The sequence below is a fragment of the Mycolicibacterium novocastrense genome, assembly GCF_001499835.1.
Classification (GTDB): domain Bacteria; phylum Actinomycetota; class Actinomycetes; order Mycobacteriales; family Mycobacteriaceae; genus Mycobacterium; species Mycobacterium novocastrense.
In genome coordinates this window covers 190,509-205,155 of the sequence record NZ_LQIH01000012.1, presented here as the reverse complement: position 1 = coordinate 205,155, position 14,647 = coordinate 190,509, and the positions used below count along the sequence as shown (strand labels likewise).

General features: G+C 67.9%; 14 protein-coding genes. 4 read left to right on the top strand and 10 right to left on the bottom strand.

The window, feature by feature from the left end; all coding sequences use genetic code 11:
* Positions 1-12: 12 nt before the first annotated feature.
* Positions 13-1,488 (top strand): aldehyde dehydrogenase, encoded by a 1,476-nt coding sequence (locus AU072_RS11310; RefSeq protein ID WP_064413865.1) that lies wholly within the window; start codon positions 13-15, stop codon positions 1,486-1,488.
* Here AU072_RS11310 and AU072_RS11305 read toward each other — a convergent pair.
* Positions 1,485-3,320 (bottom strand): acyl-CoA dehydrogenase, encoded by a 1,836-nt coding sequence (locus AU072_RS11305; RefSeq protein ID WP_064413864.1) that lies wholly within the window; start codon positions 3,318-3,320, stop codon positions 1,485-1,487. The genes AU072_RS11310 and AU072_RS11305 overlap by 4 nt on opposite strands.
* A 461-nt stretch (positions 3,321-3,781) precedes the next feature.
* Here AU072_RS11305 and AU072_RS11300 point away from each other — a divergent pair, with 461 nt between their 5' ends.
* Positions 3,782-4,354: a TetR/AcrR family transcriptional regulator gene (locus AU072_RS11300; RefSeq protein WP_064414028.1), complete on the top strand. Its 573-nt coding sequence runs from the start codon at positions 3,782-3,784 to the stop codon at positions 4,352-4,354.
* Here AU072_RS11300 and AU072_RS11295 read toward each other — a convergent pair.
* The 8 genes from AU072_RS11295 to AU072_RS11260 all read right to left on the bottom strand — a co-directional run bounded on the left by AU072_RS11295 (position 4,330) and on the right by AU072_RS11260 (position 10,960).
* Complete coding sequence (locus tag AU072_RS11295; RefSeq protein ID WP_064413863.1) at positions 4,330-4,872, bottom strand: dihydrofolate reductase family protein; 543 nt, start codon at positions 4,870-4,872, stop codon at positions 4,330-4,332. The genes AU072_RS11300 and AU072_RS11295 overlap by 25 nt on opposite strands.
* A 1-nt stretch (position 4,873) precedes the next feature.
* Positions 4,874-5,797 carry a helix-turn-helix domain-containing protein gene (locus tag AU072_RS11290; RefSeq protein ID WP_235629826.1) on the bottom strand — a complete coding sequence of 308 codons (924 nt, stop codon included), beginning with the start codon at positions 5,795-5,797 and terminating at the stop codon, positions 4,874-4,876.
* 49 nt (positions 5,798-5,846) lie between these two features.
* Entirely contained in the window at positions 5,847-6,692 is an 846-nt protein-coding gene (locus tag AU072_RS11285) for an arylamine N-acetyltransferase family protein (RefSeq protein ID WP_064413862.1), read from the bottom strand.
* 78 nt (positions 6,693-6,770) lie between these two features.
* Positions 6,771-7,106, bottom strand: a complete 336-nt coding sequence (locus AU072_RS11280; protein WP_064413861.1) for a DUF8129 domain-containing protein — start codon at positions 7,104-7,106, stop codon at positions 6,771-6,773.
* Positions 7,107-7,117: 11 nt separating this feature from the next.
* A complete protein-coding gene (locus AU072_RS11275) occupies positions 7,118-7,315 on the bottom strand; it encodes a hypothetical protein (protein ID WP_133147280.1) in 198 nt (65 codons plus the stop codon).
* Between the two features lie 46 nt (positions 7,316-7,361).
* The gene (locus AU072_RS11270) at positions 7,362-8,144 is read right to left on the bottom strand and encodes a crotonase/enoyl-CoA hydratase family protein (RefSeq protein WP_064413859.1); all 783 of its coding nucleotides are present in this window, start codon (positions 8,142-8,144) and stop codon (positions 7,362-7,364) included.
* Between the two features lie 21 nt (positions 8,145-8,165).
* The gene (locus AU072_RS11265) at positions 8,166-9,644 is read right to left on the bottom strand and encodes a protein kinase family protein (protein WP_133147279.1); all 1,479 of its coding nucleotides are present in this window, start codon (positions 9,642-9,644) and stop codon (positions 8,166-8,168) included.
* Between the two features lie 113 nt (positions 9,645-9,757).
* A complete protein-coding gene (locus AU072_RS11260; RefSeq protein ID WP_064413857.1) occupies positions 9,758-10,960 on the bottom strand; it encodes a serine/threonine-protein kinase in 1,203 nt (400 codons plus the stop codon).
* Positions 10,961-11,069: 109 nt separating this feature from the next.
* On the opposite strand from AU072_RS11260, the gene AU072_RS11255 reads away from it, so the two are divergent.
* On the top strand, positions 11,070-11,879 hold the full coding sequence (locus AU072_RS11255; RefSeq protein ID WP_064413856.1) for a lysophospholipid acyltransferase family protein: 810 nt from the start codon (positions 11,070-11,072) through the stop codon (positions 11,877-11,879).
* A gap of 42 nt (positions 11,880-11,921) precedes the next feature.
* Complete coding sequence (locus tag AU072_RS11250; RefSeq protein ID WP_064413855.1) at positions 11,922-13,202, top strand: alpha/beta hydrolase; 1,281 nt, start codon at positions 11,922-11,924, stop codon at positions 13,200-13,202.
* 20 nt (positions 13,203-13,222) lie between these two features.
* Here AU072_RS11250 and AU072_RS11245 read toward each other — a convergent pair whose 3' ends face one another.
* Positions 13,223-14,641 carry a WS/DGAT/MGAT family O-acyltransferase gene (locus tag AU072_RS11245; protein WP_064413854.1) on the bottom strand — a complete coding sequence of 473 codons (1,419 nt, stop codon included), beginning with the start codon at positions 14,639-14,641 and terminating at the stop codon, positions 13,223-13,225.
* Positions 14,642-14,647: the final 6 nt, after the last annotated feature.

The window sequence follows — 14,647 nt, the reverse complement described above, 5'->3', positions numbered from 1 at the left end:
AATGTGACGGCCATGACACAGAGCACCGCGTTCAAGACCGAATGGGACAAGCTGTTCATCGGCGGTAAGTGGGTCGAACCGGCCACCTCCGATGTGATCGAGGTGCACTCCCCGGCGACCGGTGAACTGGTCGGCAAGGTGCCGCTGGCGTCGGCCGCCGACGTCGACGCGGCCTGCGCCGCCGCCCGCAAGGCGTTCGACGAGGGTCCCTGGCCGCACAAGTCGCCGCAGGAGCGTGCCGCGGTGCTGGCGGCGGCGGTGAAGCTGATGGAGGAGCGCGGCGACGAGCTGAAGTTCCTGCTGGCCGCCGAGACCGGCCAGCCGCAGACCATCGTCGACATGATGCAGTACGGCGCGGCGATGTCGTCGTTCCAGTACTACGCGGGTGCGGCCGACAAGTTCTCCTGGAAGGAGATTCGCGACGGCATCTACGGCCAGACGATGGTCGTGCGGGAACCGATCGGCGTGGTCGGTGCCGTCACCGCGTGGAACGTGCCGTTCTTCCTGGCCGCCAACAAGCTCGGTCCGGCGCTGCTGGCCGGCTGCACCGTGGTGCTCAAGCCCGCCGCCGAGACACCGCTGTCGGTGTTCGCGATGGCCGAGATGTTCGCCGAGGCCGGCCTGCCCGAAGGGGTGCTGTCGATCGTCCCGGGCGGCCCCGAGACCGGTCGCGCGCTGACCGCCAGCGACCAGATCGACAAGTACACGTTCACCGGCAGCTCCGCGGTCGGCAAGGAGATCGCCAAGATCGCCGCCGAGAAGCTCAAGCCGTGCACGCTCGAGCTGGGCGGTAAGTCCGCCGCGATCATCCTCGAGGACGCCGATCTGGACTCGACCCTGCCGATGCTCGGGTTCTCGGGTGTGATGAACAGCGGGCAGGCCTGCGTCGCGCAGACGCGCATCCTCGCGCCCCGGTCCCGCTACGAGGAGGTCGTCGAGAAGGTCGCCAACTTCATCGGCGCCATGCCGGTCGGCCTGCCCGACGATCCCAACGCGGCGATCGGCCCGCTGATCTCCGAGAAACAGCGCGACCGCGTCGAGTCCTACATCAAGAAGGGTGTGGAAGAGGGCGCCCGCCTCGTCACCGGCGGCGGACGGCCCGAGGGTCTGGACAACGGCTGGTTCGTTGAGCCGACCGTCTTCGCCGACGTCGACAACTCGATGACGATCGCCCAGGAGGAGATCTTCGGACCCGTGCTGGCGGTCATTCCGTATGAGACCGAAGAGGACGCGATCCGTATCGCCAACGATTCGGTGTACGGGCTGGCGGGCTCGGTGTGGACCACCGACAACAAGAAGGCGCTCGAGGTCGCATCGAAGATCCGCACCGGCACGTACGCGGTCAACATGTACGCGTTCGATCCCGGTGCTCCGTTCGGCGGTTACAAGAACTCCGGCATCGGCCGCGAGAACGGCCCCGAGGGCATCGAGGCCTACGTCGAGCACAAGAGCGTGCTGCTCCCGTTCGGCTACACCCCCGAGGACTAGAACGCGTCTTCCGGCACATCCATGGCGTCCAGACCGATGGTCTCGATGATCCCTCGCGCAGCGGTCAACAGCGGCAACATGTGCTCGGCGAAGAAGTTCGCCGCCGCGACCTTGCCGGTGTAGAACGCCCGGTCGCTGTCGGAGACGTCGCCGTCGAGGGCCGCGAGCGCGATCTCTGCCTGGTGCAACAACAGCCAGCCGATCACCAGGTCGCCGACGGCGAGCAGGAACGGCACCGACCCCAGGCCGATGCGGTACAGCTCGCGGGGGTTCTCCTGCGCCGACACCAGGTATCCGGTCAGGGCCGCGACCATCGCCTGCACATCCTGCAGCGCGGTGGCCAACCGGGCGCGGCCGCCGGCGAGTTCTGCACGCGCGATGTCACTGCGGACGAACTCCTGGATCTGACCGGCCAGGTGCGCCAGCGCGGCACCCTGGTCGCGGGCGATCTTGCGGAAGAAGAAGTCCTGCGCCTGGATCGCGGTGGTGCCCTCGTAGAGGGAGTCGATCTTGGCGTCGCGGATGTACTGCTCGATGGGATAGTCCTGCAGGAAGCCCGAACCGCCGAACGTCTGTAGGGATTCGGTCAGGCACTGGTATGCCCGTTCCGACCCCACACCCTTGACGATCGGCAGCAGCAGATCGTTGACGCGCCCGGCCATCTCGGCGTCGGCCCCGGAGACGATCTGCGCGACGGCGGGGTCCTGGTGGGCGGCGGTGTACAGGTAGAGCGCCCGCAGGCCCTCGGCATAGGACTTCTGTGTCAGCAGCGCGCGGCGCACATCCGGGTGGTGCAGGATGGTCACCCGCGGCGCGGTCTTGTCGGTCATCTGGGTCATGTCCGCGCCCTGCACGCGGGTCTTGGCGTAGTCCAGCGCGTTGAGATAACCCGTCGACAACGTGGCAATCGCCTTGGTGCCCACCATCATCCGGGCGTACTCGATGACCTTGAACATCTGGGCGATGCCGTTGTGGGAGTCGTTGACCAGCCATCCGACGGCGGGCACACCGTGTTGACCGAAGGTCAGCTCGCACGTCGCCGACACCTTCAGCCCCATCTTGTGCTCGACGTTGGTGACGAAGACGCCGTTGCGCTCACCCAGCTCGCCGGTCTCGGGGTCGAAGTGGAACTTCGGCACGATGAACAGGCTCAGGCCCTTGGTGCCCGGTCCCGCGCCCTCGGGGCGGGCCAGCACGAGATGCACGATGTTCTCGAACAGGTCGCCGGCGTCGCCGTTGGTGATGAACCTCTTCACCCCGTCGAGATGCCATGTGCCGTCGGGCTGTTGGACGGCCTTGGTGCGGCCGGCTCCCACGTCGGAACCGGCGTCGGGTTCGGTCAGGACCATCGTCGCGCACCAGTCGCGTTCCACCATCAGCGCGGCCCAGTGTCGCTGTAGTTCGTTGCCGATGCCGTAAAGGATGTCGGCCATCTTCGATCCGGCCTGATAGATGAAGACCGCCGGATTGCCGCCGAGGACGAACTCGTTGATCGCCCACTCCACGGCGGCCGGCGCCGCCACGCCGCCGATGTCCTCGGCCATCCCGACGCGGAACCACTCCCCTTGCTGCCAGGCCCGAAATGACTTCTTGAACGGCTCGGGCAGGGGCACCTCATGGGTGGCGGTATCGAACGTGGGCGGGTGTCGGTCGGATTCGGCGAACGACTCGGCGAGCGGCCCCTCGGCCTGCCGGGCCGCTTCGTCGAGCATCTGCCGCACCGAATCGCCGTCGAGTTCGCCGAACTCGCCGGTCGCGAGCGCTTTGTCGAGACCCAGTACCTCGAAGAGATTGAATACGAGATCCCGCACATTGCTTCTGTAGTGGCCCATGACGAGCGCCTTTCGTTCGCGTGGGGCCGAGCGTAGCCGTCCGATCCAGCCGCGACCTGCACTTCAGCTCAGGTCACCGTGCCAGTCCAAATTATGGTCCTCTACATAATCGACGGTCGCGGCGACGTGCGGGCGGCCGACGCCGGTACCGGCATCTAGCTGGGCCTATCAAGGTGCGTGTTGTGATGTGGAATACATTTGTTGCTCCTGTGTGTTGCGGGTTTTATGCTCGACGTCATAGCAGGGAGGCACCCGATGTGGGTCATTGAAGTCAACGTCGCCGGATACCGGTTCACCCATCGCGTGCACGATCGTCGGATCTTTCGACTCAGCCCCCGTACGCTCGGTTGGCGCCCGGCGCACCTGCGTCGCACGCCCGCAGCTTGACCGCGCCATTGGAGGTTGACCTGTCTTCCGTCGTGACCAAAACCGTGAACAAACGCGGTTCGACGCGCACCAAGATGTTGGTCGCCGCCGCCGAAGTGCTGCGGGAGCGCGGCGCGGCAGGCGTCACGATCGACGAAGTACTCGCCCGCAGCGGCGCGCCACGCGGGTCGGTGTACTACCACTTCCCCGGGGGCCGCAACCAGATCCTGCGCGAGGCGCTGTGCTATGCCGGTGACGCGATCACCAAGGAGATCGACGACGCGGCAGCCAAGGGCGGGATGCATCTGGTCCGCAACTTCGTGACGTTCTGGGAAGAACTGCTCGTCGAAAGCGACTTCGCGGCCGGCTGCCCGGTGGTGGCGGCGGCGATCGGGTCAACCGCCGAGGAACCGCAGCTGACCACCGTGGCGGGCAGCATCTTCGGCCACTGGCGCGACGCGCTCACCCGCGCGTTCGTCTCCGACGGTTTCGACGAATCCGACGCGGCCTCCCTTGCGATCACCTGCATCGCGGCACTCGAGGGGGCGGTGGTGCTGTGCCGCTCGACGCGCTCGGTCGACCCGCTCCACGACGTCGCCGCGCAGGTCGAATTCCTGATCAGGTCAAGGGATTTCATTTGCCGCTACGGTGTGCCCGACCGCAACTGAGCGCAGCGCCACCGCGCGCAGACGAAGTCCCGGTTCACCGCCGCCTCGACGAGCCGCCACTCCGAGCGGACCGGTAGCACCGGTGAACCCGCACCGAGCGAGCACGGCGCGTAGCTGACGATCATCTCGTCGATGAGTCCCGCCTCGACGAACTGTCGGGCGGCATCGCCTCCACCGACCACCCACACGTTCTTGTCCGCCGCGGCGGCGAGCAACTCCGGATGGAGGTCGGCGACGTCGCCGGCGAACGTATGCACGTCGTGTCCGCGCTCGACGATGTGCGGACGCCGCGTCAGCACCCACGACGGCTGCTCGTACATCCAGTCACCGGGCTCGTTGCGCACGATCCATTCGTAGGTCGCCGAACCCATCACCACGGCGCCGACCGTGGCGATGAACTCGTCGTAATGGAACGGTCCGTTCCGGTCGATGTCGCGTGATGTCAGCCAGTCCAGGCTGTCGTGCTCGTCGACGATGAAACCGTCCAGGCTGGACGCCGTGTAGTAGACCGTCGCCAAATCAGTTGCCCCTCATCCATTCCAACGGATCTCCGCGGTGAGTGTCGAATCCGTGGCGGGCCAGCATCGTTCGGGCCAGCCCGCGCCGGTGCGCCGCGTACTGCAGAACATGGGCGACGATGCCGTACAACTGAAACGACTCGGGCGGATCACACAGCGCGTCGATGACGGTGTCCCCCATCCGACCGTCGGCGGTGTACTCGGAAACCGTTGCCGTCCAGCGCTTTGCGATGTCGTCGTGATGCCGGGCCAACTGCGCGGCCGTGGTGGTCTCGGGTCGGGTGGCCGAGCGGTCCGGGAAATCGCGGCCTTCGATCGTGGCCAACCACACCTGCTTGGTCCACACGACCGCACCGAGCACAGCTCCGACGCTGGGTTCGGGACCGTCCCAGTCGAGAACCACCTGTCCGGGCGAGAGTTCTTCTCGCCATTGGTCTTCGGTCAAGGCGCTCGCGCGGTCCAGGAGATACGCGGTGTCGGCGACGTCGTGCGCCACCATCAGCACAGAGATGTCGGGCTCCTTGGCGTCCCCCGCGTTGTCGAGCCACAGCGAATGCGGCGGGTGGAAGTGAAGACCGTTGGGTGCGGTGACCCTGAACTCGACGTCGGTGGCCCTCGACGGCGGCACACCGAAGGTGCGCCGGAAGGCGCGCGAGAACACCTCGACCGACGACCATCCCTCGTCGGCCGCGACGGCAGACACGCGCTCACCCTGTTGCAACCGCCATGCCGCACGTTCGAGCATGATGCGGCGGCGCATGGCCGCGGGCGACTCGCCGGTCAGGCGGCGCACTTCCCGCGAGAAGTGGAATTCGGAGGCGTGGGTGCTGCGGGCCATGCTGTCCACCCCGCTGTTGGGTGTGGCGACGACCGCGTCGAGCAGTTCCCGTAGGCGGTCGCGGCGCGGTCCGGTGGTCACGAACACCGAGTATGGTCGCGCCGCCAGCGAAAGAACATGACGATTCCTGCTGCGTTCAGCTGTCGAGCACCTCGTGAACCCGGGCCTCGATATCACGGTGATCGCCCAGATCGGTCAGGTCGATACCGAAGCGGCCGGTCAGTTCGGCGAGGACGTCGGCGGCCGTGTCGAGGCGCACTCGTTCGGTCCCTCCCCCGCTGTGCACGGCCAGGTTGCGGCCGCGCAGATTCCACCTGGCGTCGTCGGTGACCAGCGCCACCGACAGGCCGGTGACAAAGCCCGACTCGGGAAACGTTGACACGTACCAACTTCCGACCTGCAGATCGATCTGTGGCCGCGGTCGGGTCTCGAACGTGTACAGCGGCTGCCACTCCCCGCGGATCTCGGCCTCCAACAGAAAACCGTCGTCGTGCTCGCGCAACCGGTAGGGCTCGTGACGCGTCGCCTGCACGGGACCGGCTTCGAGCCGGATCGGCGACGTCAGCGTCTGTCCGCCGAACCCGACGTCGACCAACCATGGTCCGTCCTCTGCCGGGACGCGCACCGACAGCACCTGATGCGTCTGCGCGGGCAGCGCACCCGACTGGTTCATCCACACCACCCGGCCCGCGAGCCGCTGCACGCTGTAGCCCAAGGCCTCGAGCACGTACCCCATCAAGCCGTTCTGCTCGTAGCAGTATCCGCCGCGGCGACGGCGCACCAGTTTGCGGGACAGCGCGCCCGCGCTCAGATCGACGACCGGGATACCCAGGAGCGGATCGAGGTTCTCGAACGGAATCGACCGGTTGTGCGCCGCCACCAGGGCTCGCAGGGTGGACAGCGTCGGCTCCGTCGAGCCGGTGTAGCCGACCCGGTCCAGGTAGGCCGCCACGTCGAGCGCAGCCGTCACGTCGGTTGCCATGCCCACATCTTGCGGCCTCAACCGCCGTTCAGGTCAATGGTTGCCGCGAGATGGCGCGCCGAGCGCGCGCAAGGGGGCTTATGGCTTGCCGCGGGCCGGCGTCTGGTTCGCGACGCCGTGCCGAAGCGGCGTGTTGGCCTGCGCGGCCGTCGACTCCTGCACGGGCGAACCGCCCGCCGTACCGCTCACCTCGGGCGCATTGGCCGGGTCACCGGACGACGGCTCGGCGCCATGCGTCAGCTCCTTGAGCCGCGCATGCAGCACCTCGAGAACCGGGATGCGGTTACCGTGCTCGGTCTCGTGGTCGAACACCGCCCGCAACTGGGGTTCGTCGAGCGCACGGATGCGGTGCCGCAACTCGGTCAGCGGCAGCTGGTCGTAGTCGGTGATCGGCAGGTCGTCGCTCGGCGCCATGCGCTGTCTCCTTAGAGGTGAGGTAGGCCGTCGGTCGGCGAGGGGATCGCTGTCCCCGGCCCGTCGGCGCGTCCGCGATACCGGACGATCACCGCGGCGACCGCTCCGATTCCTGCGAGCGCCAGCGTCGGCCACATCACGGCCTGCATCAACCACAACCGTCGCTGCACCTTGAAGATGCGCTTCTGCGCGGACCGCGCTCGGGACAACGTTTCCACGTCTAACGGTTGCCCCGGGCGGCGGTTATGAAACCCGTTAGGTTCCCGTCCACTTCGGCGCCCGCTTCTCGGCGAACGCGATCGCACCTTCCTTGGCGTCGTTGGACATGAAGACGGGCCCGAAGATCTCGACCTGCTTCTTCCACATCTCCTGGGAGTTCCAGTCGCGCGACTCGACGATGATCCGCTTGGTCGCCGCCACCGCGAGCGGACCGTTGGCGGTGATCTTCTCGGCGAAGGCGACGGCCGCCTCCAACGCCTGACCCGGTTCGGCGAGCACGTTGACCATCCCGAGGTCGTGGGCGCGCTGTGCGGACAGGCTCTCACCGGTCAGCGCCAGTTCCATCGCGAGGCCGTAGGGAAGACGCTGCGGCAACCGCAGCAGCCCGCCGCCGCCGGCGACCAGCCCGCGCTTGACCTCGGGAATGCCGAAGGCGGATTCCTTCGACGCCACGATCAGGTCGGTGGCCAGCGCCAGCTCGCAGCCACCCGCGAGGCAGTAGCCCTCCACCGCCGCGATGAGCGGCTTGGCGGGCGGGCGCTCGGTGAAGCCCAGGCCGCGGCCCTCGATCGCCACGTTCTCGCCGCGCGCGAACGCCTTGAGGTCCATGCCCGCGCTGAACGAGCCGCCGGCTCCGGTCAGGATGCCCACCGACAGGCCGGCATCGCCGTCGAGTCGGTCCATGGCGTCGGCGAGGCCGCGGCTGACGTCGGCGTTCACCGCGTTCTTGGCCTGCGGACGGTTGATGGTGATGATCAGGATGCGGTCGCGCTGTTCGACAAGCACGACTGGTTCGGTGTTGTCACTCACGCGGCTGATCGTAACGGCCCGCGGACCCGGTCATGCGGGCGCAGCGGCCGCGTGCACGCCGATCTCGGCGATGGCGGCCCGGTTCTGCCCGTCGGCGGTGCCCAACTTGGTAATCCACACCACCACGCGTGAGGCCGGCCGCGGGTCCGTCACGGGGATCCTCGTCACGCCCGGCTGCACGGGTGTGGCGGGTGTGAGCTCGAAGGTGTCGGCCAGCGCCTTGGGTTCTCCGGGGACGTCGGTGCCGCGCACCTGAATCATCGAGCCGGCGCTGTTCTGGTCGACGGTGACCGCGGTGATCGGCGTCGGCTCACGCAATGAGATGAGCAGACCCACGCCGGGTTTGAACTTCGGGAACGGGTCAGCGTCGTAGTAGCGGTCGGTCGACCAGGCCGTGTCGGGTTTGGCGTCGATCGCCAAACCGGCATCGTCGGGACTGTCCGGAGATCCGTCGGGGGCGAAGACCGTCGCCGCCTCCAACGGGATGCGATCCCCGGGAGCCAGCCCGCGCACGGTCTCGGTCCGTTCGGGAGGTTGGGGCGCCGCGGTCGTCGGTACCAGCCCGAGTTTGTCCGCGTCCATCGCGACGTCGTCGTCGTTGGTTTCCAGCAGACCGTTGAGTGACGAGGCCAGCGCCAGGATCGCCACCGCAACGATGGCGGCGGCGGCACCGAGTCCCGTGCGGAGGATGGTGCGACGGGCCACCTCCTTTTGTTCCTCGGGTCCGAAGTTACGGAATTCGGCGTATCGTCCGGGCTTCGGCGTCGGCAGGGGCGGCATCACTCGGTGAGTCGACTCGACGTCGGGTGCCGCGGCCTGCTCCAGCAAGGTGAGCAGCGTTGCGGCGCTTCCGATTCCGCCGTTGTCCCGCAGGAGCGCCGAGGTCGTTGTGGAGATCAGGAAGGGGATTCGCGGGTCGACTTCGGCCGGCTCCTCGGGTTGGGCTTCGGTCGGCCAGTGGCCGACGAGCAGCGCGTAGAGGGCGCAGCCGATTCCACGCAGATCCGTCTGCGGGGTGGTGTCGGGCAGGACGGCCGGAAATGCCAGCGCCACGTGCCCGTCGGCGCCCACCCGCAACCGTGCGGGATCGTCGACCGACAACACGAGACCCGCGCGGTGCGCCGCCTCGGCGGCCGCGGCCAGCGCTCGTGTCATGGCGGCCACGGAGTCGGGCGCCTGCCCCTCGTCGGCGACCTCGCGGAGGCTCGCTCCGGGAAGCCAGTCGGACACCACGACCCCGAAGGCGCCCGTGTGCAGCACATCGAGCACCGGCGCGATGCCTGCTGTGTCGAGACCTCGGAGCCGGATGGTGCGCGCGAGGATCTCGTGGACGAACTCGTCGGGCAATTCGTTCGCAACGTCGACGACGGTCAGCGCGACGTGCTGGCCGGACGCAGTGTCGAGCGCCTGCCAGAATTCCAGCAGCGCGCGGCCGCCGTGCGGGGCGATCAGCCGGTATCGGCCCCCGATCGCCATGCCCGGGATCAGTCGTTGGTGACGTGTCGCCATCGCTCCGAACTTGCTCGACGGTCGCGGTCCACCCGTCCGCTGCGGTGCGGAGGGGACGCGAGCCGGCCCGATTGTCGACGGTGGATAGCCGCGGGGTGCGGCGCCTAAACGCCTCAGTCGCCCTTCTTGCCGTTGCCGTTGCCGCGCCCGTTGCCGTTGCCCTTCTTGGGCGGCTTGGGCGGTTTGGGTTGCTCGACGATCGGGGCCGCGCTCGGCGGTGGCGGCGCGGCGGTGGTCGGCGGCGGAGGTGGCGGCTGTGCCGGCGTGCTGGTGGACACCTGTTGCGGCGGCGGTGTGCTCGACGACGGGTCGAGCGCCAACGCGAGGCCGGCCACGACGACCGCGACAAGCCCCGCGGCGGCCAACAGCAGCTTGCGCTCGCGGCTCATCGGCCGCCGCCGCGGCGCCGGAGCGACGAAGTAGTTGGCCGAGGGCGCGAGCGGTTCGGCGAGGATCTTGGTTGCGGGTCGTGGCGCCGCTGCGGGTGCCGATGTCGGCAGCGCGGAGGGCGCGCCCATCAGCGCTGCGCGCATGTGCTCGGCGCTGGTGAACCGCTGGTTCGCGTCCCGGGCCATGGCCCCGTCAATCGTCGCTGCCAACGCCGGGTCGACGTCGGGTCGCACCGCGCTGATCGGAGGAGGCGGTGCATCGAGGATGGCGTGCAGCAGGGCGGCGGGATTCTCCTGCGGGAACGGCCGCTGTCCCGTCAACGCCTCATAGCCCATCACGCCGACGGCGTAGAGGTCGTCGACCACCGAGGCCGGTGCGCCCGCGACGCGCTCCGGGCTCATGTAGGCCATCGTGCCGACGATCTGGCCGGTGGCGGTGAGCGCGGAACCCGCGGTCTTGGCGATGCCGAAGTCGGCGACTTTCATCGCACCGCTGTTCGGGTTGATCAGCACATTGCCCGGTTTGATGTCGCGGTGGACGATGCCCGCCGCATGCGCGCAGGCCAGCGCGCCGAGCACGTCGTCAAGCACCTTGCGAACACGCGGTGGCGGCATCGGCCCCATCGCGATCTCGTCCTGAAGCGTCTGTCCCGGCAGGCGCTCCATGACGATGAAGGGGCTGCCGGCATGCTCACCGGAGTCGTGCACCGCCACGATGTTGGGGTGGTTCAGTGCCGCGGCGGCACGGGCCTCCTCCTCGAACCGTCGCGTCATGCCCGGGTCGGTGGCGAAGGCGGGATACAGCAGCTTGATCGCCACCGGCCGATGCAGACGGGTGTCCCATCCGTCGTGGACCTCGGCCATCCCGCCGCGACCGAGTACACCTCGCAATTCGTAGCGGTCCGCAAGTAGGGCGCGGCCGTCCATGCCGTTAAGGTAGCCGAAGCCAGTTGTGGGCAAACGCCCGCTGTTTGTGCTGGACAGGGCCGCTCCGCTAAACTAGAACACGTTTCAGTTTTCGATCAGAGGGGGTCCGGTGGCCACCGCCGACACCGAGCCGTCGCAGCTCACCAAGTGGGACCCGGGTCTGACCGAACGGTTCTTCGCCGTCACCCGTCCTTTCCTCAAGCGCTACTTCCGTTCTGAGGTGCGGGGGCTCGAGAACATTCCGGCGGGCGGCGCCCTGCTGGTGTCCAACCACTCCGGGGGCATGCTTCCGATGGACGTGCCGATCCTGGCCGCGGACTTCTACGAGCATCACGGTTACGACCGGCCCATCTACACGCTGAGCCACGACATGCTGATGGTCGGGCCGACCGGCGAGTTCTTCCGCAAGATCGGCTACATCAGCGCCAACCACGAGAATGCCGACCGTGCGCTGCGCTCCGGCGGTCTGGTCGTGGTGTTCCCCGGCGGCGACTACGACGTGTACCGGCCCACGTTCACGGAGAACGTCATCGACTTCGGCGGGCGGACCGGCTATGTGAAGGCCGCGCTCAACGCCGGTGTGCCGATCGTTCCGACGGTCGGTATCGGCGGCCAGGAGACCCAGATCTTCCTGTCGCGTGGCACCTGGCTGGCAGAGCGCCTCGGGCCGATCGCGCGCCTGGCCCGCACGAAGATCCTGCCGGTCTCCTTCGGGTTCCCGTTCGGCCTGTCGCTGGTCGTGCCGCCCAACATCCCGTTGCCGTCCAAGATCGTCATGCAGGTGCTGCCGCCGATCGACATCGTGGCTGAGTTCGGCGAGGACCCCGACATCGACGAGGTCGACGCTCATGTGCGCCGGGTGATGCAACGGGCACTCGACGAGCTGGCCACCGAGCGCCGCCTCCCGATCCTGGGCTGAGACTTGTTTCGGACAGGCATCAGAGGGCTATGACGGACCTCGATGACTAGACGCCGTTTTCCGCTGCTGCGCGCGGCGGCCGAACTCGCCAATGCCGCCAACGGTGTGCAACCGCTCGGTCGCGAGGGCTACATCACCCTGCCGGTGTTCGCGTTCGGCTGGCCGACGTCGGAGGCGGCGCCGCTGTATCTGGCCGGGTCGGTGCTCGACGCCGGTCGACGCGGCCTGCGGGGCGACTTCCGCGGCGCGAAGGGCCGTATCGCGTTGGCGCTCACCGCGATCGCATGGGCGTTGCTCGGTCTGATCATGTACCGCAACGTGACGTCGAAGCGGTATTTCGAGGAACCGCTGCGCGAGGCGCTCGGCGACGACTACGAGCAGGTGGCCTCGTCGTCGCAGCCCGCACGGCGGAGCCGACTCGCCGGCGTCGGCATCCCGCCGAATGAATTGGTGCGCCGCCGCTACGTCGAGCGAGCCAACACCGTCCAGTACGGGCCCCACGGCCGGGTCAACCGCGCCGACATCTGGCGGCGCGCCGACCTGCCGCGCGACGGCAAGGCGCCGGTGCTGCTGCAGGTGCCCGGCGGTGCGTGGGCCATCGGTATGCGCAGACCTCAGGCCTATCCCCTGCTCAGCTACATGGCCGAGCGGGGCTGGGTGTGCGTGTCGATCGACTACCGGGTGAGCCCGCGGAACACCTGGCCCGCACACATCATCGATGTCAAACGCGCCCTGGCGTGGATCAAGGAGAACATCGCCGACTACGGCGGGGACCCCGACTTCGTCGCGATCACGGGTGGCTCGGCGGGCGGCCACCTGTCCTCGCTGGCCGCGCTCACGCCGGATGATCCGCAGTGGCAGCCGGGATTCGAGGACGCCGACACATCCGTGGCGGCCGCGGTGCCGATCTACGGCCGCTACGACTGGGTGTCGGCGCGGGGTTCGGGCCGCAAGGAGTTCATCGCCTTCCTGCAGAAGTTCGTCGTGAAGAAGCCCATCACCGAGCACAAGCAGACGTACGTCGACGCCTCGTCGATCATGCGCGTACGTCCCGACGCCCCACCGTTTTTCGTGCTCCACGGCCAGGACGACTCGATCATTCCGGTGCAGGAGGGCCGCGAGTTCGTCGAGGCGCTGCGCAAGGTGTCGACGTCTACCGTCGCTTATGCCGAAATCCCGCACGCTCAGCACGCGTTCGACTTCTACGGCTCACCGCGTGCGCACTACACCGCTGCCGCGGTCGAGCGGTTTCTGTCGTGGGTGCACGCGCAGCGGCAACGATCGAGCGGCCAGTTGCCGCAGGCGAAATCGGCCGGCGCGTAGCCGTCTGAGCGCAAGCCGTCCTATTGCGCCATCGCGGACTCGACCACCGTCAGCTCATCGGAAAGCCCTGCCGCCCGGCGAATTTCGATGAACGCGGCGACCATCGCGCCGGTCAGCTCGTGCGGGTCGTCGAGTGTCGCGCCGTCGGACAGCACCGAGATGTTGAGCTGGTCGACGTAGCTCCACACCGTGATGTTGAGGCCGCTGCCGGTGGTGAGCGGGCCGACGGAGTAGATCTCGGTGACCAACGCCCCGCCGACCCGGCCCGGTTGGCGGGGGCCGGGCACGTTGGAGATCGGTAGGTTCAACACCTTGTTCTGGCCGTCCTTTTCGGCCAGCCAGTGGAACAGCCGCTCGGCCGGCCGCGGCGGGAAGTACGCCGACCACCGGCTCACCAGTTCCGGACCCATCAGGTGATGGGTCTCCTTGGCCTCCACCGCGGCGTCGTGCGCCGCCTGCACCCGCTGCAGCGGATCCTCGAGCTGGATGGGCACGGTCATCATGACCCCGGAAAAGTAGTTGCCGGAGATCCGGTCGGGTGAAAAGTCGAAACTGACTGGGACGGAAGCCAACAGAGGATGATCGGCGTGCCCGTCATACTTCAGAGACAGCTCGCGCAACGCGCCCGCCGATATCGCGAGGACCATGTCGTTGACGGTGACGCCCAAATGCTTGGCCGTCTCCTTGATGTCGGCGAGCGACAGGGTGGCCGTGGCGAACTTGCGTTGCGCGTCGACGCGGTGGTTCATGAACGACGGTGGCGGGGTGAACGGCCGGGTGAGTTCGGGGGAGAGCTTCTTGGCGCTCTTGCGCACCCGTTGGATGCCCTGCGCCGTATAGCGCATGACACCCGGCAGCCGGCCGATCTGACGCAGGTGGTCGGTGAACGCGGTCCGCACCAACTCCGCCCTCCCCGGCGGCGGATCCGTTGCGTACGAGTCGCGCTCGGCCTGCGGTCCTTGCTGTAGATCCATACCGCGGGCCAACAGATTCGCCGAGGCGACGCCGTCGGCCAGGGCGTGGTGGATTTTGCCGAGCACCGCGATCCGCCCGTTGGCCAGGCCCTCGATGAAATACATCTCCCACAGCGGCCGGCTCCGGTCCAGCGGTGTGCTGGCGATCTGGCCAATCGCTTCGTCGAGCTGGCGGCGCCCGCCGGGGCTGTCCACCCGCCAGGGCCGCACGTGGTACTCGAGGTCGACCTCGCAGTTCTCCCGCCACATCGGGTGGTGGAACTTGAACGGGATGTCGACGAGCTCGTAGCGGAATGGGTCGAGTTTGTAGAGCCGCCGGTGGATGACGCGGCGGAACTCGTCGACGCCGAAGGGGCGATCACCCAGCTCGGAAAGGTCGATCACCGCCAGCTTGAGGGTGTGCATGTGCACCGCGGGGGTCTCGGAATACAGCAGGATCGCGTCCCAGCCGCTGAGCCTCTTCACGTCGCC